General features: G+C 51.2%; 20 protein-coding genes and 1 other annotated feature. Of the genes, 15 read left to right on the top strand and 5 right to left on the bottom strand.

Going from position 1 to position 20,808, the window contains the following annotated elements:
* Position 1 precedes the first annotated feature (1 nt).
* The gene (locus ACTRC3_RS00360; RefSeq protein ID WP_440320711.1) at positions 2-2,386 is read right to left on the bottom strand and encodes an endonuclease MutS2; all 2,385 of its coding nucleotides are present in this window, start codon (positions 2,384-2,386) and stop codon (positions 2-4) included.
* Between the two features lie 300 nt (positions 2,387-2,686).
* On the opposite strand from ACTRC3_RS00360, the gene ACTRC3_RS00355 reads away from it, so the two are divergent.
* The 3 genes from ACTRC3_RS00355 to rlmD all read left to right on the top strand — a co-directional run bounded on the left by ACTRC3_RS00355 (position 2,687) and on the right by rlmD (position 6,323).
* Complete coding sequence (locus ACTRC3_RS00355) at positions 2,687-3,952, top strand: S1C family serine protease (protein ID WP_440320709.1); 1,266 nt, start codon at positions 2,687-2,689, stop codon at positions 3,950-3,952.
* 63 nt (positions 3,953-4,015) lie between these two features.
* A complete protein-coding gene (locus ACTRC3_RS00350) occupies positions 4,016-4,960 on the top strand; it encodes a 3'-5' exoribonuclease YhaM family protein (RefSeq protein WP_440320707.1) in 945 nt (314 codons plus the stop codon).
* 1 nt (position 4,961) lies between these two features.
* Positions 4,962-6,323, top strand: coding sequence for a 23S rRNA (uracil(1939)-C(5))-methyltransferase RlmD (rlmD, locus tag ACTRC3_RS00345; protein WP_440320705.1), 1,362 nt, complete (start codon positions 4,962-4,964; stop codon positions 6,321-6,323).
* A 51-nt stretch (positions 6,324-6,374) separates the two neighbouring features.
* Here rlmD and ACTRC3_RS00340 read toward each other — a convergent pair whose 3' ends face one another.
* Together ACTRC3_RS00340 and ACTRC3_RS00335 are read right to left on the bottom strand one after the other, a co-directional pair.
* Positions 6,375-6,779, bottom strand: a complete 405-nt coding sequence (locus ACTRC3_RS00340) for a zinc ribbon domain-containing protein (protein ID WP_440320703.1) — start codon at positions 6,777-6,779, stop codon at positions 6,375-6,377.
* Between the two features lie 38 nt (positions 6,780-6,817).
* Entirely contained in the window at positions 6,818-8,140 is a 1,323-nt protein-coding gene (locus tag ACTRC3_RS00335; RefSeq protein ID WP_440320701.1) for a sodium-dependent transporter, read from the bottom strand.
* Between the two features lie 140 nt (positions 8,141-8,280).
* On the opposite strand from ACTRC3_RS00335, the gene ACTRC3_RS00330 reads away from it, so the two are divergent.
* A complete protein-coding gene (locus tag ACTRC3_RS00330) occupies positions 8,281-8,679 on the top strand; it encodes a DUF3783 domain-containing protein (protein ID WP_440320699.1) in 399 nt (132 codons plus the stop codon).
* A complete protein-coding gene (locus tag ACTRC3_RS00325) occupies positions 8,680-9,447 on the top strand; it encodes a sigma-70 domain-containing protein (protein WP_440320697.1) in 768 nt (255 codons plus the stop codon).
* A 92-nt stretch (positions 9,448-9,539) separates the two neighbouring features.
* Here the strand turns inward: ACTRC3_RS00325 and ACTRC3_RS00320 are convergent, their stop codons facing one another.
* On the bottom strand, positions 9,540-9,746 hold the full coding sequence (locus ACTRC3_RS00320; RefSeq protein ID WP_178039330.1) for a cold-shock protein: 207 nt from the start codon (positions 9,744-9,746) through the stop codon (positions 9,540-9,542).
* A gap of 340 nt (positions 9,747-10,086) precedes the next feature.
* Between ACTRC3_RS00320 and larE the strand changes: the two genes are divergently transcribed.
* Together larE and ACTRC3_RS00310 are read left to right on the top strand one after the other, a co-directional pair.
* Positions 10,087-10,902, top strand: coding sequence for an ATP-dependent sacrificial sulfur transferase LarE (gene larE / locus ACTRC3_RS00315; RefSeq protein ID WP_440320695.1), 816 nt, complete (start codon positions 10,087-10,089; stop codon positions 10,900-10,902).
* A 148-nt stretch (positions 10,903-11,050) separates the two neighbouring features.
* The gene (locus tag ACTRC3_RS00310; RefSeq protein ID WP_440320694.1) at positions 11,051-12,283 is read left to right on the top strand and encodes a DUF2130 domain-containing protein; all 1,233 of its coding nucleotides are present in this window, start codon (positions 11,051-11,053) and stop codon (positions 12,281-12,283) included.
* 91 nt (positions 12,284-12,374) lie between these two features.
* Here the strand turns inward: ACTRC3_RS00310 and ACTRC3_RS00305 are convergent, their stop codons facing one another.
* Positions 12,375-12,761 (bottom strand): metal-dependent transcriptional regulator, encoded by a 387-nt coding sequence (locus ACTRC3_RS00305; RefSeq protein WP_349164713.1) that lies wholly within the window; start codon positions 12,759-12,761, stop codon positions 12,375-12,377.
* 318 nt (positions 12,762-13,079) lie between these two features.
* Between ACTRC3_RS00305 and rpmG the strand changes: the two genes are divergently transcribed.
* The 8 genes from rpmG (at position 13,080) to rpoB (ending at position 20,798) form a co-directional block, all read left to right on the top strand.
* Positions 13,080-13,229: a 50S ribosomal protein L33 gene (gene rpmG / locus ACTRC3_RS00300; RefSeq protein WP_158361839.1), complete on the top strand. Its 150-nt coding sequence runs from the start codon at positions 13,080-13,082 to the stop codon at positions 13,227-13,229.
* A 24-nt stretch (positions 13,230-13,253) separates the two neighbouring features.
* Complete coding sequence (gene secE / locus ACTRC3_RS00295; protein ID WP_178039326.1) at positions 13,254-13,475, top strand: preprotein translocase subunit SecE; 222 nt, start codon at positions 13,254-13,256, stop codon at positions 13,473-13,475.
* Positions 13,476-13,485: 10 nt separating this feature from the next.
* Positions 13,486-14,001, top strand: coding sequence for a transcription termination/antitermination protein NusG (gene nusG, locus ACTRC3_RS00290; protein ID WP_178039325.1), 516 nt, complete (start codon positions 13,486-13,488; stop codon positions 13,999-14,001).
* A 92-nt stretch (positions 14,002-14,093) separates the two neighbouring features.
* On the top strand, positions 14,094-14,519 hold the full coding sequence (gene rplK / locus ACTRC3_RS00285; protein WP_178039324.1) for a 50S ribosomal protein L11: 426 nt from the start codon (positions 14,094-14,096) through the stop codon (positions 14,517-14,519).
* Between the two features lie 78 nt (positions 14,520-14,597).
* Positions 14,598-15,290: a 50S ribosomal protein L1 gene (gene rplA / locus ACTRC3_RS00280; protein WP_178039323.1), complete on the top strand. Its 693-nt coding sequence runs from the start codon at positions 14,598-14,600 to the stop codon at positions 15,288-15,290.
* 44 nt (positions 15,291-15,334) lie between these two features.
* Positions 15,335-15,475 (top strand) — a sequence feature (ribosomal protein L10 leader region).
* 71 nt (positions 15,476-15,546) lie between these two features.
* Positions 15,547-16,038: a 50S ribosomal protein L10 gene (gene rplJ / locus ACTRC3_RS00275; RefSeq protein WP_440320691.1), complete on the top strand. Its 492-nt coding sequence runs from the start codon at positions 15,547-15,549 to the stop codon at positions 16,036-16,038.
* A gap of 158 nt (positions 16,039-16,196) precedes the next feature.
* Positions 16,197-16,571, top strand: coding sequence for a 50S ribosomal protein L7/L12 (gene rplL, locus ACTRC3_RS00270; protein WP_178039321.1), 375 nt, complete (start codon positions 16,197-16,199; stop codon positions 16,569-16,571).
* A 300-nt stretch (positions 16,572-16,871) separates the two neighbouring features.
* Positions 16,872-20,798, top strand: coding sequence for a DNA-directed RNA polymerase subunit beta (rpoB, locus tag ACTRC3_RS00265; protein WP_349164712.1), 3,927 nt, complete (start codon positions 16,872-16,874; stop codon positions 20,796-20,798).
* Positions 20,799-20,808: the final 10 nt, after the last annotated feature.

Here is a 20,808-nt window from a genome sequence, read left to right as displayed (position 1 = left end):
TCTACTCCTGTTTAAAGGTTGCAATCGTAACGCCTGCGTCGCCCTCGCCGAACTCGCCCAGGCGGTAGGATTTTACATATTTGTTGCGCTTTAAGAGACCCTGTACGGCCTTCCGGAGCGCTCCGGTACCTTTTCCGTGTACGATGCGGACGGAAGGAAGATGAGCCAGGTAAGCGTCGTCCAGATATTTATCCAGATGGGCCAGAGCCTCGTCTACAGTCATGCCGATAAGGTTGAGCTCGGTGCTGACGCTGGCAGACTTGCTCATCTTAATCTTGCCTGCGCTGGTGCGCTGGAACTGCTTGGCGGTGATGACAGCCTCCTCCACCAGCTCCAGATCGGTGAGCTTCACCTGCGAGCGCAGGATACCCATCTGCACATAGAGATTGCCCCGGGCGTCGGGCAGGGTGCTGACCGTGCCCTGGAGATTCAGGCTCAGTACCTTTACGGTATCGCCCAGGTGCAGGTCGGAGGCCTTCAGCGCCTTCTTCGGCTTCTTGGCCACATCCTTGCTCATGGCCTTTTCGGTCTTCTTCATACGCTCCCGCAGCTTGGCCCGCTCCGCCTCCATCTCACTTGCGGAAATGTTTGCCTTGCCAAACTTATGGAAGTTCTTCATGGTCTCGTCGGCATAATCCTTGGCCTCCTGCAGGACTTTGCGGGCCTGCTCGTTGGCTTCTCGCAGGATGCGGTCGCGTTGGGCGTCCAGCTTCTCCTGCTTCTTCTCCAGAGCCTCCCGGAGGGAACGGATTTCCTCTTTATGTTCCTGAATTTCTGCCTGCTCCAGCTCAATGGTGCGGCGGCTGCTCTCCAGATCGGATAAGAGATCCTCGAAGCTCTCATTTTGCTCGCTTAAGTGACCCTTCGCGTCCTCGATGAGGAAGTCGGGCAGCCCCAGCTTCCTGGAGATGGCAAAGGCATTGCTCTTGCCGGGAATACCGATGAGAAGTCGATAGGTGGGGCTTAAGGTTTCCACGTCGAATTCGCAGCAGGCATTTTCCACGCCGTCAGCGGAGAGGGCGAAGACCTTCAGCTCGCTGTAGTGGGTGGTGGCCATGGTGCGGATGCCCATTTTATGCAAATGGGACAGAATCGCGATAGCCAGGGCCGCGCCCTCGGTGGGGTCGGTTCCGGCGCAGAGCTCGTCGAAAAGCACCAGTGAATTTAAGGAAGCCTCGTTCAGAATCCGGATGATGTTGGTCATATGGGACGAGAAAGTACTTAAGGACTGCTCGATGCTCTGCTCGTCGCCGATATCTGCGTACACGTCGTCGAAGACGGCCAGTTCAGAATTCTGGGCGGCGGGAATATGGAGTCCGGCCTGGCCCATCAGGGTCAGAAGGCCGGTGGTCTTCAGGGATACCGTTTTACCGCCGGTATTAGGACCGGTGACGATGAGCAGATCATAGTCCTGTCCCAGACGGATGGTGACAGGGACCACCTTCTTCGGATCCAGCAGCGGGTGACGGCCTTCCTTAATATAGATCTGCCTTTTTTCGTTGAAGCGGGGGCGGGTGGCCTTCATATTTTTAGCCAGCTTGGCTTTGGCGAAAATGAAGTCGAGGGTGGTCAGGATATCGTAGTCCTGGTCCAGCTCCTCAGTACAGAACGCGGTCTGGTTGCTTAAGGCTTCCAGAACGTGCTCGATTTCTTCCTGCTCCTTCAGATATAATTCCTTTAAATCATTATTCAGTTTTACGACGGCCATGGGCTCCACGAACAGGGTGGAACCGGTGGAAGACTGGTCGTGAATCATGCCGGGCACCTGGCTGCGGTATTCGGCCTTGACCGGGATACAGTAGCGGCCGTTTCGCTGGGTGATGACGGCATCCTGCAGATAAGTCCGCGCGGAGCCATTGACCATGCCGGACAGGGTCGAATGAATCTTGTCGTTGGCCGCCAGAATGGTGCGGCGTACATGGTGCAGGGCAGGGCTGGCGTCGTCGCTTATCTCATCCTCCGAGAGAATACAGCGGCGGATTTCGCCGGAGAGCTGGGTACAGGGCTCCAGCGCGTCAAAAAGTGGATCGAGGGAATCCGGATCTTCCTCCCGGCCCTCGTTCTGACGGGCATACTGCTTCGCCCGGGCCGCTGTCTCCAGAAGGGAGCAGACATCCAGAAGCTCCGGAATATTTAAGGTGCTTCCGATTTCCAGACGCTTCAGGGAAGCGCGTACGTCCCTGGTGCCGGAGAAGCCCACGCCGCCTCTGCGGTAAAGTCTCGTCAGGGCGTCCTCAGTCTCCTGTTGTGCGGCCGTAATCGCCGCCAGATCCTGCATGGGGGTAAGTTCCATACAGCGCTTGCGTCCGCCTGCGCTTCCAGCCTCGGAAGCCAGACGCTCAATAATTTTATAAAATTCCAGTGTGTGATAAGCTTTTCTATTCATAATACCCAAAGTATACCGCACTTTGGATAGAATGAAAAGAGGGTTTTTATATGTGGACACTCCTGTAAAAATGTATTAAAATATGGATATCAAGGGTTACAAGGAGGAAGGCCGTTCATGCTTGCATGATAAGGACTTTCTCTTTGGAAGCCGCCGCACATGAGGAAGTAGCGATTTGCGGAGCAAATCTGCGGATTCCGAATGGGCGTAGAATTGCGGGAGCCGTAAGGCGGAGCAATTCGTGATATCCAAGTTTGGGACTCGGTCCCAAACTCTCCTTATTGGCTTCGGAGGGTTTCTATGGCAGAAGAAAGAAAATCAAACGATGAAGAATTTTCCTTTGTAAAAGAAAAGATAAAAAAACAGCCCTTTTACCAGACCAGACGGTTCCGCCAGCTCTGCTATTGGCTGTTGGTGGCGGCTCTGTGCGGCGCGGTGGCCTGCTTCGTGTTCGTGAAGCTTCAGCCGTTTATGGAGCGCGCCCTTGGTAAGGAGGAGAAGACGGAGATCACGATTCCACGGGACGACGAGCCGGACGAGGTGACCCAGGAGCCGATCGGAGAGACGGTTGTGATTACGGAGCCCCAGGAGCTGGAATTGGCGGATTATCAGAAATTGTATACAAAGCTGAAGGCCGTAGCCGGCGAGGTAAATAAGAGCTTAGTGACCGTGACGGCAGCCAGCAGCGACACCGACTGGTTCAACGAGACCTATGAGAGTCGTCGGGAGATCAGCGGTCTTCTGGTGGGCAATAACGGCGTGGAGCTTCTGATTCTGACGCCTTACGAGCCGGTGAAGGACGCAAGCAAGCTTCAGGTCACTTTTGTGGATGGAAAAAGTCAGGATGCGGTCCTGAAGAATTATGACCGGGTAACCGATATGGCTATTGTGAGCGTGAATCTGGCAGCGGTGGACGAGGGCACCATGGAAGTGGTAAAAATCGCGGATCTGGGCAGCTCCAAGAGTGTGAAGGCGGGTGACAGCGTCATTGCCGTGGGCAGTCCCGCAGGCTTTGCCGGTTCCCTGAAATTCGGCAATCTGGTGGCGCCGGGCCATAAGACCAGCGTTATCGACGGCGAATACCGGCTTCTGATTACCGATATGGAGCGTTCCGACGGCGGTACCGGCGTGCTGGTGAATCTGGACGGACAGGTCATCGGCCTTATTGAGGACACCTATCTCCATGCATCCAATGAGCGAGCCCTGACGGCCTATGCCATTTCCGATATGAAGGCAGTCATTGAGCATCTGTCTAACAGCCAGGATCTGGTGTACATGGGCATCAAGGGCAGCCAGGTAACGGCGGAGATCGCGGAGAGCCAGGGCATTCCCACGGGCGTCTACGTGTCCGATGTGGAGCCGGATTCCCCGGCCCTGAACGGCGGTCTGCAGGCGGGCGATGTGATCATCGAGATCAGCGGGAAGGCTGTTGCGAGCGTGACGGAGATTCAGGAAATGCTGCTGAAATTCTCCAAGGATCAGGTGATCCAGGTGAAGGTCATGCGCCAGGGCAAAGAAGAATATAAAGAAATTGCGTGCAGTGTGAAGCTGGATGTGTTAAAATAGTGCGTTGAATGAATGTACTGAACAGCTACGGACAGTTACGAATTTATGAGGAGAGTATGAAAGATGAAATATATTGAGACTATCCGGGAAGGCGAGCGCATTTCCGGTATCTATCTGTGCAAGCAACGTCAGTCTGCGGTTACAAAAAATGGAAAAACATACGAAAACCTGATTCTGCAGGATAAGACAGGCACGGTGGACGCCAAGATCTGGGATCCCAATTCTCAGGGGATCGATGATTTTGAAGCGATGGACTATATTGATATTATGGCGGATGCCACCAGCTTTCAGGGTGCCCTGCAGCTGAACGTAAAGCGCGTCAGAAAGGCCCGGGAGGGCGAGTACAATCCGGCGGATTACCTGCCGGTCAGCGAGCGGGATATAGAAGAAATGTATCAGGAACTGATGGGCTACGCCAATCAGGTGCAGGAACCCCATCTGCGGGCGCTCTTAAAGAGCCTGTTCGTGGATGATGCGGAATTTATCAAAGGCTTCAAGTTCCATTCCGCGGCCAAGACCGTGCATCATAGCTTCGTGGGCGGCCTGTTGGAGCATACGTTAAATGTAACGAAGCTCTGCGAGTATTATGTAAAGAATTATACCTATCTGAACCGGGATTTATTGTATACAGCAGCCATGTGCCACGATATCGGCAAGGTCTATGAGCTTTCCGAGTTTCCGGAAAATGATTACACAGATGAGGGACAGCTGCTGGGCCATATCGCCATGGGCAGCGAGATGGTAGCCGAGCGGGCGCATCAGATTCCGGGCTTCCCAAAGAAGCTGGAAAATGAATTGAAGCACTGCATCCTGGCCCATCACGGCGAGCTGGAGTACGGCTCCCCGAAGAAACCGGCCCTGGCCGAGGCTATGGCGCTGAATCTGGCTGACAATACAGACGCGAAGATGGAGACCATGAAGGAGATCTTCAAGGCAGCAGGTACCAATATGGGCTGGCTTGGTTACAACCGGTTCTTCGAGTCTAATCTGCGTAAGACGGAGGTTTAAGTTGAAAAAGAACGATTTGGTGGAAGTGACAATCGAATCGATGGGAAGCGCAGGAGAGGGGATAGGCAAAATGGATGGCTATCCCCTTTTTGTAAAAGATACCTTTCCCGGAGATAAGGCGCGGGTCAGTCTGACGAAGGTAAAAAAGACCTATGCTTTTGCGAGGCTTGTAGAGCTTCTGGAGCTGTCTCCCGATCGGGAGGAGCCCCGGTGCGTCCAGCACCGACGCTGCGGCGGCTGTCAGATTCAGGGGCTTTCTTATGAAAAACAGCTCTTATATAAAGAAGAAAAGGTGCGCGAGGATCTAAAGCGCCTGGGTGGTTTCACCGATCCCCCGGTGGGTCCGGTCCTGGGCATGGACGAGCCCTACCGCTACCGCAATAAGGCCCAGTTTCCATTCGGAAAGGACAAGGAGGGCCGTATCGTGACCGGCTTCTACGCGGGCCGCACCCACAGCATCGTGCCGGAGACGGACTGTGCTCTGGGAATCCGGGAGAATCAGACTATATTGAAAATGATTCTCGATTTTCTGAATGAGCATCACATCGAGCCGTACGATGAGAATACCGGAAAGGGACTTTTGCGCCATGTGCTGATCCGGAAAGGCTTCGCCACCGGCGAAATTATGGTAAGCCTGGTTATCAATGGCCGAAAATTTCCGCAAATCGAGAAGCTGGCGGACCGCCTCTTTATGATTCCGGGCATGACCAGTCTGACCCTGAATGTAAATCAGAAGAACACCAACGTGATTTTGGGCGATGAGATCATTCCGGTGCGCGGTCAGACCTATATCACGGACAAAATCGGCGATATCAGTTATCGGATTTCGCCCCTGTCCTTTTACCAGGTAAATCCGGTGCAGACCGAGAAGCTGTACCGTACCGCTCTGGAATATGCAGGCCTATCCGGTCAGGAGACGGTCTGGGAGCTCTACTGCGGCATCGGAACCATTTCCCTGTTTCTGGCCCGGAGCGCGAAAAAGGTCTACGGCGTGGAAATCGTGCCCCAGGCCGTGGAGGACGCGAAGCACAACGCCGAGCTAAACGGTATCTCCAATGTGGAATTTTATCTGGGCAAGGCAGAAGAGGTTCTGCCTGAGAAATATGAAAAAGAAGGCATTCACGCGGACGTTATTGTCATCGATCCGCCCCGGAAGGGCTGTGACAGCGCCTGCCTTGAGACCATGCTTGCCATGGCCCCGGAGCGCATTGTCTATGTGAGCTGCGACCCGGCCACCTTCGCCCGGGATCTGAAGCTCCTCTGCGCGGACGGAAGCTATGAGCTTACGAAGGTGCAGCCGGTGGATATGTTCCCGCAGACGGCGGGAGTGGAGAATGTAGGGCTTCTGGTCCGCAGGAAATAAAAAGGACGGGATAGGACACTTCATAAGGGGTGCGCTATCCCGTTCACTGTTTTAGCGATCTTCCATCCGCGTCCCGCACTTGGGGCAGTACGCGAAATCTTCCTCTGTCTCATACCCGCAGGCCGGGCAGACGTGACGGCATGGTGGATTCTGCCAGCCGCGATAGCCGTTGGTTCCGCGCTGGATCAGAGTCATGTCCTCCGGGCGGATATCTACGGGTTCCCCACGCTGAATCCGTTTTCCGATCTCCGGATCCAGCACATACAGACTCTGGCAGCAGGTGGTCTGTACGTAGTACTTTTTACTCCATTTAAAAATCGGAATGAAAAACAGGCTCAGACACATATAGGTTATGTAAACCCGATACCGCCCATAGCTTCCGCAGGCCCCGCAGATATAGGGTCCGAAGCTTCCCAGATCCTTCTGTTCCTGGTTGATTCCACAGATAAAAAACATGGTTTATTTTGTCCTTCCATAGTAGTTTTGAAAAATAATCATCCAATTCCGCCCAGCACGATTCCCAGGATCAGCACCAGAAAACAAATCGGTACATAGAGATATTTGCAGATCGGATAAAACCATTTGGCAAAGGGGTGCTTTCGACCCTTGTTGACTTCATTTTCCACATACTGCTTTCCGAACACCCAGAACAGCATGATTCCGGCCAGGCCTGCGCCCAGGGGGCAGATGTAGATGGACAGCAGGTCCATCCAGTTGGAGACGATACCCTGGATGAGCAGGGATACCACGGCGCCGATGCCGGCGATGATGCAGCAGGACGGAATTCGGGAAAATCCGGTCTTTTCCTGCACTGTGGCAATGGGGGCTTCGTAGAGATTCATTAGCGAGGTCATGCCGGCCAGAAATACCGCGGTGAAGAAAATAATCGCGATGAGCCAGCCGCCCGGCATGGAACGGATAAGATGGGGCAGGAAAATGAATAAAAGCCCCGGACCGCCCTGGTTGAGCTGCGCGCCGGTGGTTGCCATAGCCGGGATAATGACCAGTGCAGCCAGCATGGCAGCCATGGTATCAAAAAAAGCTACCCGGCCGGCAGAAGCAGGAATATCCTCTTCATCCGAAAAATACGATCCATAGATCAGCGTACCGTTTCCGGCCACGGACAGGGAGAAAAATGCCTGTCCCAGGGCGAAAATCCAAGTGGTCGGGCTGGCCAGTGCCTTTGGGTCTACGCGGAAAATATACTGATAACCTGCCGAGGAACCCGGCTGAAAGGCCACATAGACGCCCAGTACGATGAACAGCAAGAAAAAGATCGGCATCATAACCTTGTTGGCCTTTTCGATACCGCTTCCCACGCCGAACATCAGGATGATCATGCAGATCAGGAGCGCCAGAATCTGCCAGAAGTTATTGCCCCAGGCAGAGGCCATGCTGCCAAAGTTAGCGGCAAAACCGTCGATATCGCCGGCAGCCAGGGTCGCCCCGGTAAATGTGCCAACCATGTATTTTAAAATCCAGCCCATGACAACGGTATAGCCGATGGCCATAGCGAATGCGCCCAGAACCGGAATCCAGCCAAGGGTCTCGCCGATTTTCCGCTTTCCTTTTGTCTCACAGGCCATGCCGAAGGCATCGATGGGTCCGGAGCGGGTACCCCGTCCCAGACACATTTCCCCGATGACGCCGGTGGAACCGATTAAAATGACGAAAATAAAATAGGGGATCAGAAAAGAACCGCCCCCATATAAGGATACTCTGGTCGGAAACATCCAGATATTGCCCATTCCCACTGCAGAGCCGATGCAGGCCAGAATAAAGCCCCACTGGCTGTTAAAGGATTCCCGTTTTTTCATGAACACTTCTCCCATTCATAAATGATAAAACCAGTATAACATGAATTGGAAAAACAGGGAAGCTTCTTTCCGGGTGGACTTGCAGGACATTTCCCGTCATGCTACAATAGAAATATGATTTTTTATAGAAGGAGAACGCAATGGCAATCGCAAAAGAACTTGTGCTTTATTATACACCGGAGAAATCCGACGCGGATCGGCTCTTAAAGGGCGTACTGGTGCGCATGGGCATCCGGATTCGCAACATCACGCCGGAACAGACAGCCGAAAAGGTGGGGGCGCTGGCCGGGCTGCCCGGATATGAGGAGCAGGAGAAGGCCACGGATGCGCCGGTGATTCCGGAAAAGCTTCTGGTGCTGCATGGCTTTGGACAGCGTCGGCTGCAGGAGCTGCTTGGAGGTCTTAGAAAGGCCAAGGTGCCGCCGATTCCCATGAAGGCTATGGTGACAGAACACAATGCGGACTGGCCCCTGTATGAGCTTTATCAGGAAATCCGGAAAGAGCATGAAATGATGACCGGACAAAAGGAGAGTAAATAAATGGAAAAAGAAGCATTTCAGAAGCGTCTGGAGGATCTGGGCGAGCTGGCAAAAATCAATAACAACCGTCTCAGTACCGACGCAGTAAAGACGTTTTTGAAGGATATGGATCTGACCGAGGAGCAGTATGACCTGGTATTTGCTTATCTGGCGTCCAAAATGATTACCGTGGAGGGCTATGTGCCTGCGGCGGACCAAAAGGAGGGCACGCCGGAGCTTTCTGAGGAGGAACAGACCTTTTTGACTCAGTACGAGGAGGATTTGAGTTACCTGAAGACAGTGGAAGAAGAGGCATTACTGGAGCTCTGCCGGGAAGTGGAGGAGAGCGGAGACAATGACGCAAAGGCACGTCTCACCGAACAGCTGCTTCCGAGGGTAGTGGAGACTGCAAAGCATTACGCGGGCCGGGGACTTCCCATCGGCGACCTGATTCAGGAAGGCAATATCGGTCTGATGCTGGCACTGGAGACTCTCGGACTCCGGGAAGAGGGCGTATCCGCTCTGGATTATCTGAAAGAAGAGATCGAAAAAGCAGTCAGCGAAGCGCTGGAGGATCAGCAGACGGAGAAATCCGCAGGCGAGCTGATTGCGGAACGTTTAAATGAGCTCAGCGACGGTATCAAAGAGCTGTCCGGCGAGCTGGAGCGTCAGGTCTCTGTGGAAGAACTGTCCGCGTTTATGGACATGCCTGTGGAAGAGATCGAGGATTTGTTGAAGCTGGCAGGAGAGGGAACCGGCGACGGTGAAAGCACAGAAGAGCAGAAATAATCATCAAATATTATGCGACAAAAAATGGGCATCCCTGATGGAATGCCCGTTTTTAGATCCGAAAGATGTCTTTTCTTTTGTATCGAAACAGCTTAAGCTACAACGACAACGTTGGTAGCCTGCGGTCCACGATTACCCTCGGTTACATCGAAAGTAACGGACTGGCCTTCCTCCAGAGTCTTGAAGCCATCAGCAACGATGCCGGTGAAATGTACGAATACATCCTCGCCTGTCTCAGAGTTGGTGATGAAGCCGTATCCCTTTGTTCCGTTGAACCACTTAACAGTACCCTTGTTCATAAAATGAAGCCTCCTAATAAATATAGAAAATATAATGTATGTTCCCATGCTGTCCGAAAACAAAAAATCACATGTTTTTGTAAAGCATCAAAGTGAACGATGACTTACAAAAACATGTGAATCAATCCTCTTCGAAAATACATTTGAACGTAGATATTATATCCTGAAAATGGCGGAAAGTCAAGAATTATTTGGTATAATCACATAAGAAACATGCATTTCCTACTAAAAAACTAAGTATTGAAAAAAAGAGGATTCTATAGTATGCTTATAAAAATACTGCAGTCCGGAAAACGGCTGTGGAGGTATGAAATTGATGATAAATGCAGGGGGTAAAAGCATGCAGAATACAGCAGAACAGAAACTGGAAAATTTGAAGGCTTATCTGCGGGAGCTGGGAAGTGTGGCCGTGGCCTTTTCCAGCGGCGTAGATTCCACCTTTTTATTGAAGGTAGCCCATGAGGTGTTGGGCGACAGGGCCATTGCCGTGACGGCGCAGTCCTGCTCTTTTCCGAAAAGAGAGCTGACAGAGGCAAAGGCATTTTGCGAAAAAGAGGGTATCCGCCACATTATCTGCGAATCCGAGGAGCTTGAGATAGACGGATTTTCCAAGAATCCGCCCAATCGCTGCTATCTGTGCAAGCATGAGCTGTTTGAGAAAATGAAGCAGCTGGCGGCAGACAACGGTATTGCATACGTGGCAGAGGGTTCTAATATGGACGACAATGGCGACTACCGCCCGGGACTCCAGGCCATCGCCGAGCTGGATATCAAGAGCCCGCTGCGAAAAGCGGAGCTTACGAAGGCAGAGATTCGCGAGCTTTCCAAAGATATGGATTTACCCACCTGGGATAAGCCGTCCTTCGCCTGTCTGGCGTCCCGTTTCGTGTACGGCGAAAGCATTACCAAAGAAAAGCTTGCCATGGTAGAGAAGGCCGAGCAGCTGCTTCTGGATTACGGTTTCCGTCAGGTGCGCGTCCGTATTCACGACAATCTGGCCCGCATCGAGGTGCTGCCGGAGCAGTTCGACAAGCTGATGGAAGAGAAGGTTCGCGCCGATGTGGTGGCGAAGCTGAAGGAGTACGGATTCCTGTACGTGACCATGGATCTGGCCGGATACCGGATGGGAAGTATGAATGACGCGCTGAAAAAGTGAGTTTACATAAGATGGGGCATGGCAGCGTGAGCCATGCCCTTAAATTTTGCTGTTTTTAAAGCTGGAAGGCCGGAAGTATCTGTGCTAAAATGGGAACATGCAAAAGAGAAAATAGAGATAAGATTTTAAATAAAGGAGAAACAGGAACATGCAGGAAATTAAATGTCCCAACTGCGGCGAGGTCTTCGTGGTGGACGAATCCGGCTATGCTCAGATCGTGCAGCAGGTCCGGGACAAAGAATTCGATAAAGAACTGCGCCGTCGGGAGGAGGAGCTGGCCGGAAAGCAGGAGAGCGAGCTGCGCCTCCTGAAGCTGGAACAGAAGCAGGAATACGACGCTGCTTTAGCGAAAAAAGAGACAGAGATTCAGAAGCTGGACCGTCTCATCGCCGAGCTGCGGGCTCAGATCTCCGGTACGGAGAGCGAGAAAAAGCTGGCTGTAGCTGAGGTCGTAAGCGAAAAAGACAGGGAGCTTTCGGAGAAAACCACCGAGATCACCGCTCTGAAAAGCCAGCTTGCCAACAAAGCCACGGAAAATGAGCTGAAGGAGCAGGCCCTCCAGAAGCAGTACGAGGAAAAGCTGAAAATGAAGGACGAGCAGATTGAATACTACAAGGATTTCAAGGCTCGCCAGTCCACGAAAATGATCGGCGAAAGCCTGGAGCAGCACTGTCTGAATCAGTTTAACGCCCTGCGTATGACCGCGTTCCCGAATGCTTATTTTGAAAAGGACAACGACGCCCGCACCGGCAGCAAGGGCGACTTTATCTTCCGGGAAGCCGCGGACGGTGTGGAATTCATTTCCATCATGTTCGAGATGAAAAATGAGATGGATGAGACAGCCACCAAGCACAGGAATGAGGATTTCTTAAAGGAGCTTGACAAGGATCGCCGGGAGAAAAAGTGCGAGTACGCCGTGCTGGTTTCCCTGCTGGAGATTGACAACGAACTCTATAACAACGGTATCGTGGACGTATCCTACCGCTATGAGAAAATGTATGTAATCCGCCCTCAGTTTTTTATTCCCATGATTACGCTGCTTCGAAACGCGGCGCTGAACTCCCTCCAGTACCGCCGGGAACTGGAGCTGGCCCGTCATCAGCAGGTAGACATCCTGCGCTTTGAGGAGAATATGAACACCTTCAAGGAGGGCTTCGCCCGCAATTATCGCATTGCCAGCGATAAGTTCAAGACGGCTATCGACGAGATTGACAAGACGATTACCCATCTGCAGAAGACGAAGGAAGCCCTGCTTTCCTCTGAAAACAACCTGCGCCTGGCCAATAATAAGGCCGAGGATCTGAGTATCAAGCGACTGACGAAAAATGCGCCTACGGTGAAGGCTATGTTCGATGAATTAAAAAAAGAAGAAACAGAATAATTTGACCGGTTGACATAACACAAAAACCGCTCCCCGGGTAATCAGACCTGTGAAGCGGTTTTGTTTTCCTGAAAATTCTTTCTATATAAGATTATTTCTCCGCATCCTGCAGATACTTCTTGATCGCCGCGAAGCTCTCCTCGCTGATATCGTGCTCCATCCGGCAGGCGTCTTCCACAGCCACATCCTGGGATACGCCCAGGCTGATGAGCCAGTTGGAAATGACAGAATGGCGCTCATACACAGTTGCCGCCAGCTTCAGGCCTTCCCCGGTCAGGGAAAGATAGCCCTCCTCGGAAACATTTACATAGTTCTTCTGGCGTAGATTCTTCATGGCCACGCTGACGCTGGGCTTGGAATAGCCGAGCTCATTGGCCACGTCGATGGAACGCACCTGGGCTTTGTGCCTGCTTAAGATAAGGATTGTCTCCAGATAATCCTCTACCGATTCCTCGGATTTATGCCGCTGATAATTCATATAGTAGTAATCTCCTTCTCCATACTCAGGATTTATTTCCTGAAATTCACGTATTTATAATATTTAAAGTTTAACATTTTGCCGAAAGAAAGGCAAGCATTTAATCGGAATGTAAAAGATAGGATTTATCAGGTGGTTTCCCGGCGTATTCCGGCGTATTTTCAAAGAAAATGCTTGACATGCTTAGGGTTGGCATGATATGATATCAGGGCGAATGGAAGTAGGCTTTTTTTTTATGCCTAAAAAACGACAGTTTAGATATGCCGGCATGCGTATCGAGGCTGTTCAGCAAGCAAAAAATAAGCGGAGGTGGAAGTCGTGCGCGTAAAGATCACATTGGCATGTACGGAGTGCAAACAGCGTAACTACAACATGACAAAAGAGAAAAAGAATCATCCGGATCGGATGGAGACCAACAAGTACTGCAGATTCTGCAGAAAGCACACACTGCACAAAGAAACAAAATAAGATGCAGGAAAGGATAGTGGGACGATGAGCGAAGCAGCAGAAAAGGCCACTAAGAGCACCAATAAACCGAAGAAAAGCTGGTTCAAGGGTCTGAAAGCCGAGTACAACAAGATTGTATGGCCGGACAGAAAGACCGTGATAAGACAGACCGTAGCCGTAGTGCTTACATCGATTGTCCTGGGAGTTGTAATTAAGCTTCTGGATATTATCCTGTCTTATGGAATCGATATGCTGATTAGTTTATAGGAGTGAGAAAATGGCAGAGGCAAACTGGTATGTAGTTCATACCTATTCCGGATACGAGAACAAGGTTAAGGCCAACATTGAGAAAACAATTGAAAACAGACACCTGGAGGAGCAGATTCTCGAAGTGAGAGTTCCGCTGCAGGACGTAGTTGAGATGAAGAACGGTGCCAGAAAACAGGTTCAGAAGAAGATGTTTCCGGGCTATGTTCTGATTAACATGGTGATGAATGACGACACCTGGTACGTTGTGCGCAATACCCGTGGTGTGACCGGCTTTGTCGGACCGGGATCAAAACCGGTACCTCTGACAGAAGAGGAAATGCGGCCGCTCGGAATCCAGTCTGAAAATGTCGTAGTAGATTTCAAGGAAGGCGATACCGTTACGGTTACAGGCGGCGTATGGGCCGACACGGTAGGAGTTATCCAGGATATCAACCAGGGTAAGCAGTGCGTAACCATCAACGTGGATCTGTTCGGCAGAGAAACGCCGGTCGAGATCAGCTTCTCAGAAATCAAAAAGATGTAAGGTATTACATCAGAACACGAAACTATCAAATGTAGAAGCATGTGGGAGGGAGAAACCCAAATGCCCGCAATTACCACAAGGAGGTGCCTAAAATGGCAAAGAAAGTAACAGGTTATATTAAATTGCAGATTCCTGCTGGAAAGGCAACACCGGCTCCGCCTGTAGGTCCGGCTCTCGGACAGCACGGCGTGAACATCGTAGAGTTCACAAAGCAGTTCAATGCTAGAACCGCAGATCAGGACGGAATGATTATTCCGGTTGTTATCACAGTTTACGCAGACAGATCTTTCAGCTTCATCACAAAGACTCCGCCTGCAGCAGTTCTGCTGAAGAAGGCATGCAAGATTCAGTCCGGTTCCGGTGTTCCGAACAAGACTAAGGTTGCTACCATCAGCAAGGCTGAGCTTCAGAAGATCGCTGAGCTTAAGATGCCGGACCTGAACGCAGCAAACGTTGATTCCGCGATGAGCATGATCGCAGGAACCGCTCGCAGCATGGGCATCGTTGTTGAGGACTAATCGAAACTGTTATAGCAAATGTTGTACGTGGGAGGGAAAACCCTGAATCCCGCAATTACCACCAGGAGGTTATTTAATATGAAACATGGAAAGAAGTATGTTGAGGCTTCTAAGCTCTACGACAAACAGACTCAGTATGATAGAGATGAGGCAGTAGCTATCGTAAAGAAGCTTGCTACCGCAAAATTTGATGAGACCATCGAGGCTCACATCCGTACAGGCTGTGACGGACGCCATGCAGATCAGCAGATCCGTGGCGCTGTTGTACTTCCGCACGGAACCGGTAAAACTGCACGTGTGCTGGTATTTGCAAAGAACGCAAAGGCTGACGAGGCACAGGCAGCAGGTGCAGATTTCGTTGGAGCAGAGGAACTGATTCCGAAGATTCAGAACGAAGGATGGCTTGATTTCGACGTAGTTGTAGCTACCCCGGACATGATGGGCGTTGTAGGACGTCTGGGACGTGTACTTGGACCTAAGGGTCTGATGCCGAACCCGAAGGCCGGAACTGTAACTATGGACGTTACCAAGGCAATCCAGGAAATCAAAGCTGGTAAGATTGAGTATCGACTGGACAAGACTAACATTATCCACGTGCCGATTGGAAAGGCTTCCTTCACAGAGGAGCAGTTAGCGGACAACTTCCAGACGCTGATCGATGCAATCAATAAGGTTAAGCCGGCAGCTGTAAAGGGCCAGTACCTGAAGAGCGTAACCATCGCTCCGACCATGGGACCGGGCGTAAGACTGAACACAGCAAAGCTTGGTTAATCAAAAAAATTGGTTGACATTCATAAAAAGATATGCTATGCTTTCATAGCATGTAACACGACCCGAAGACAGCAGGTGCCGCAAGGCATAAGTTGAATACGCCTGCCGAGGACGATATGCATTCACTTTGAATGATTTTTCGAAACCTCTCTGTCTTCCCGGCAGAGAGGTTTTTTGTATCAGGAATTCGACAAAAATCGATTCCTTCGTATATCGGGTTGGTGAACACATAGACTAATAAGGAGGTACACCACTCATGGCAAAAATCGAGCTGAAGAAACCGGTTGTAGAAGAGATTTCTGCAAATATCGAAGGTGCTCAGTCCGTTGTTCTTGTTCAGTACTGCGGTCTGACCGTAGAGCAGGATACAAGACTTCGTAAAGAGCTCAGAGATAACGGAGTTGTCTACAAGGTTTACAAGAATACGATGATGAACTTCGCATTCAAGGGAACAGATTGTGAGAGCCTTGCTCCGCAGCTGGAGGGCCCGAACGCAATTGCTATCTCCAAGACAGATGCAACTGCTCCGGCACGTATCCTTGCTAAGTTCGGCAAAGAGGCACCGGCTCTTGAGATCAAGGGCGGTATCGTAGAGGGAACATACTACGACGCAGCTGGCATGGCTGAGATCGCAAAGGTTCCGTCAAGAGAAGAGCTTCTTGGCAAGCTGCTTGGCAGCATCCAGTCTCCGATTACAAACTTTGCTCGCGTTCTGAATCAGATCGCAGAGTCCAAGGCGGAGGCATAGGCTGTAAGTACTTAATGAGTGCGTAGCACGAATTTAGTACGAAGGCCCACTTGGACACTTAATGAGCGCAAGCCGAAGGCACAGCGCGAATTTAGTGACCATGGTGATTCCACTAACAAAAAACGAATTTTAAAATGAAAAATCAGGAGGAAAATAAAATGGCAAAGTTAACTACCGCTGAGTTTATCGACGCTATCAAAGAGTTATCCGTATTAGAGCTGAACGAGCTGGTAAAGGCTTGTGAGGAAGAGTTTGGTGTATCTGCAGCAGCAGGTGTTGTTGTAGCAGCAGCTGGCGACGGCGCAGCAGCAGCTGAGGAGAAGGATTCCTTCGACGTAGAGCTGACAAGCGCTGGAGATTCCAAGGTTAAGGTTATCAAGGTTGTTCGTGAGGTAACTGGTCTGGGTCTGAAGGAAGCTAAGGACCTGGTAGACGGCGCACCGAAGGTGCTGAAAGAGGGCGTTTCCAAGGCAGAGGCTGATGAGCTGAAGGCTAAGCTTGAGGAGCAGGGAGCTACTGTAACTCTGAAATAAGTTTATGAAGACTTATAGAGCCGGGTGGAGTAATCCGCCCGGCTTATTTTAATCTTGTGCGGTCAGGATTGCCGGTAAAAAATATCAACAAAAATATTGACCAAAATCCATAAATCTATTTGAAATCATTTTCGAAAAAAATCTCCAAAACATACAAAAAAAGCTTGACACTTATACACCTTTATGGTATCATGTAGGATGCACTATTGTGGTGAGCTAGGCTCTGAATTCATTTTGCGTTTTTGTGCAAAATGACGAAAATAGTAGCTAACTTCCATATTAAATAAGGGGTGAACGTCAATGGAAAAGAACAGAATACGTCCGGTCGCAACCGGTAAGAACTTCAGAATGAGCTATTCCAGGCAGAAAGAAGTCCTGGAGATGCCGAACCTCATTGAGGTCCAGAAGGATTCCTATGATTGGTTCCTTCGGGAAGGTCTTCGAGAAGTGTTCGATGACATCTCTCCCATCGCCGATTACAGCGGACATCTGAGTCTGGATTTTGTAGACTTCACGCTCTGTACCGGTGAGGATGAGCTGAAATATACCATCGAAGAATGCAAGGAAAGAGATGCGACATACGCAGCTCCCCTGAAGGTAAAAGTACGTCTTTATAATAAAGAGACAGATGAAATCAATGAACACGAGATTTTCATGGGTGACCTGCCGCTGATGACGGAGACAGGTACATTCGTGATCAACGGCGCAGAACGTGTTATCGTCAGCCAGCTCGTACGTTCCCCTGGAATTTACTATGCGATTGATCATGATAAATTAGGAAAAGGCCTTTACTCCTGTACCGTTATCCCGAACCGTGGTGCATGGCTGGAGTATGAGACAGATTCCAACGATGTATTTTATGTACGTGTAGACCGAACCAGAAAGGTTCCGGTAACCGTTCTGGTTCGTGCGCTGGGTTATGGAACAAACCCGGAGATTATCGATCTGTTCGGCGAGGAGCCGAAGATCCTGGCAACTCTGGCCAAGGATACCGCAGAAAGCTACCAGGAGGGTCTGCTGGAGCTGTATAAGAAGATTCGTCCGGGCGAGCCGCTGGCGGTAGACAGCGCAGAGAGTCTGATCATGAGCATGTTCTTCGATCCGAGAAGATACGATCTGGCCAAGGTTGGACGTTATAAGTTTAATAAGAAGCTTCTGCTTCGTAACCGCATCACAGGTCATGTACTGGCGGAAGATGTGGTAGATACACAGACCGGAGAGATCCTGGCTGAGGCCGGTACCGAGGTAACCCGCGAGCTGGCAGACGAGATTCAGAACGCGGCAGTACCGTTCGTCATGATTCAGACCGAGGAGCGCGACGTACGTGTCATTTCCAGTATGATGGTAGACCTGCGCCACTATGTGGACGTGGATCCGGAAGAACTGGGTGTTACAGAATTAGTATATTATCCGGCTCTGAAAAAGATACTGGAAGAAAATGAAAGCATCGAGGATATCAAGGAAGCAGTTAAGCGCGAGATCCACGATCTGATTCCGAAGCATATTACCAAGGAAGACATTATTGCTTCCATTAACTATAACCTGCATCTGGAGTACGGCATCGGTAATGAGGACGATATCGACCATCTGGGCAATCGTCGTATCCGTGCGGTAGGCGAGCTGCTTCAGAACCAGTACCGCATCGGTCTCTCCAGAATGGAGCGTACCGTACGCGAGCGTATGACCACACAGGATCAGGACAATATTACACCGCAGTCCCTGATCAATATTAAGCCGGTCACTGCAGCAGTGAAGGAGTTCTTCGGATCTTCCCAGCTGTCACAGTTCATGGACCAGAACAACCCGCTGGGCGAGCTGACACATAAGCGTCGTCTGTCCGCACTGGGACCGGGCGGTCTGTCCAGAGATCGTGCAGGATTCGAGGTTCGAGACGTACATTACTCCCATTACGGAAGAATGTGCCCCATCGAGACCCCTGAGGGACCGAACATCGGTCTGATCAACTCTCTGGCATCCTATGCAAGAATTAACGAGTATGGATTTATTGAGACTCCGTACCGTAAGATTGATAAAGCAGATCCGAAGAATCCGCGTGTCACAGACGAAGTAGTCTACATGACCGCAGACGAAGAGGATAACTATCATGTAGCACAGGCAAATGAGCCGCTGGACGAAGAGGGACACTTCATTCATAAGAATGTATCCGGTCGTTACCGTGAGGAGACCCAGGAGTACGAGCGCTCCATGTTCGATTATATGGATGTGTCTCCGCGAATGGTATTCTCCGTAGCTACGGCGTTGATTCCGTTCCTGCAGAACGATGACGCGAACCGTGCGCTGATGGGATCCAACATGCAGCGTCAGGCCGTACCGCTTCTGACCACAGAGGCTCCGGTAGTCGGAACGGGCATTGAAGTTAAGACCGCAGTCGACTCCGGTGTGTGTGTGGTAGCAAAGCATGACGGTGTGGTAGAGCGCTCCGTATCCAATGAGATCACCATCAAGTGTGACGATGGAACCAAGGATGTATACCGTCTGACCAAGTTCTCCCGAAGCAACCAGAGCAACTGCTACAACCAGAGACCGGTTGTATTCAAAGGCGACAAGGTAAAGAAGGGCGACGTAATTGCGGATGGTCCTTCCACCTCCGGCGGAGAGCTGGCTCTCGGTAAGAATCCGCTGATCGGATTCATGACCTGGGAAGGTTACAACTACGAGGACGCCGTACTTCTTAGCGAGCGTCTGGTAGAGGATGATGTATACACCTCTATTCATATCGAGGAATATGAGGCAGAGGCCCGTGATACCAAGCTGGGACCGGAAGAGATCACAAGAGACGTTCCGGGCGTGGGCGACGACGCGCTGAAGGATCTGGACGAGCGCGGAATTATCCGTATCGGCGCTGAGGTTCGCGCAGGCGATATTCTGGTAGGTAAGGTTACTCCCAAGGGAGAAACTGAGCTGACCGCAGAGGAGAGACTGCTGCGTGCCATCTTCGGTGAGAAGGCCCGCGAGGTGCGTGATACCTCCCTGAAGGTACCCCACGGCGAGTATGGTATCGTCGTAGACGCGAAGGTATTTACCAGAGAGAACGGCGACGAGCTGTCTCCGGGTGTAAATCAGTCCGTTCGTATCTACATTGCTCAGAAGCGTAAGATCTCCGTAGGAGATAAGATGGCAGGCCGTCACGGTAATAAGGGTGTCGTTTCCCGTGTACTTCCGGTAGAGGATATGCCGTTCCTGCCGAACGGACGTCCGCTGGATATCGTTTTGAACCCCCTGGGCGTACCGTCCCGTATGAATATCGGACAGGTCCTGGAGATTCACTTAAGCCTGGCTGCCAAGGCTCTTGGCTTCAATGTATCCACACCGGTATTCTCCGGCGCGAACGAGAGCGATATCATGGATACACTGGATCTGGCAAATGATTATGTAAACCTTCCGTTTGACGACGCAGAGGCGGCTGAATGGAAGGAAAGAGGCGAGGAGACCACAGCAGACGGAAGACCGTGGAGTGGTGAGACCTTCCTCGGCATTCACGGCGAGGAACTGCATCCGGAGGTAACACAGTACCTGGATGAGAACCGTGAGCATAGAAAGCTCTGGAAAGGCGTTCCCATTTCCAGAGACGGTAAGGTGCGGCTGCGTGACGGACGTACAGGCGAGTACTTTGACGGCGCTGTAACCATCGGTCACATGCATTACCTGAAGCTGCATCACTTGGTAGATGATAAGATTCATGCCCGTTCCACAGGACCGTACTCCCTGGTTACTCAGCAGCCGCTGGGTGGTAAGGCACAGTTCGGTGGACAGCGTTTCGGAGAGATGGAGGTGTGGGCTCTGGAGGCCTATGGCGCATCTTACACCCTGCAGGAGATTCTGACTATGAAGTCTGACGACGTTATCGGACGTGTGAAGACCTACGAGGCCATTATCAAGGGCGACAATATTCCGAAGCCGGGTATTCCCGAGTCATTCAAGGTACTTTTGAAAGAGCTTCAGTCTCTGGGACTGGATGTTCGCGTACTGCGGGATGACAATACAGAGGTCGAGATCATGGAGACCAGCGAGTACGGTGACAGCACCGATATCCGCTCCATCATCGAGGGAGACCGCCGCTTCAAGGATGATGAGGATTCCTATGGCGATTACGGCTTCAGCAAGCAGGAGTTTGCCGAGGACGGAGAACTGGTTGATATCGAGGAGGAGCCGGACGATTCAGATGAGGATTTCTCTGATTTCGACGGAGATTTTGAAGAAGAATAAGGAAGGGAGT

Source organism: Laedolimicola sp. (assembly GCF_051972735.1).
GTDB classification, from domain to species: Bacteria; Bacillota; Clostridia; order Lachnospirales; family Lachnospiraceae; genus Laedolimicola; species Laedolimicola intestinihominis.
The sequence above is the reverse complement of the archived record's forward strand: the minus strand, read 5'-3'. Positions and strand labels throughout refer to the sequence as shown.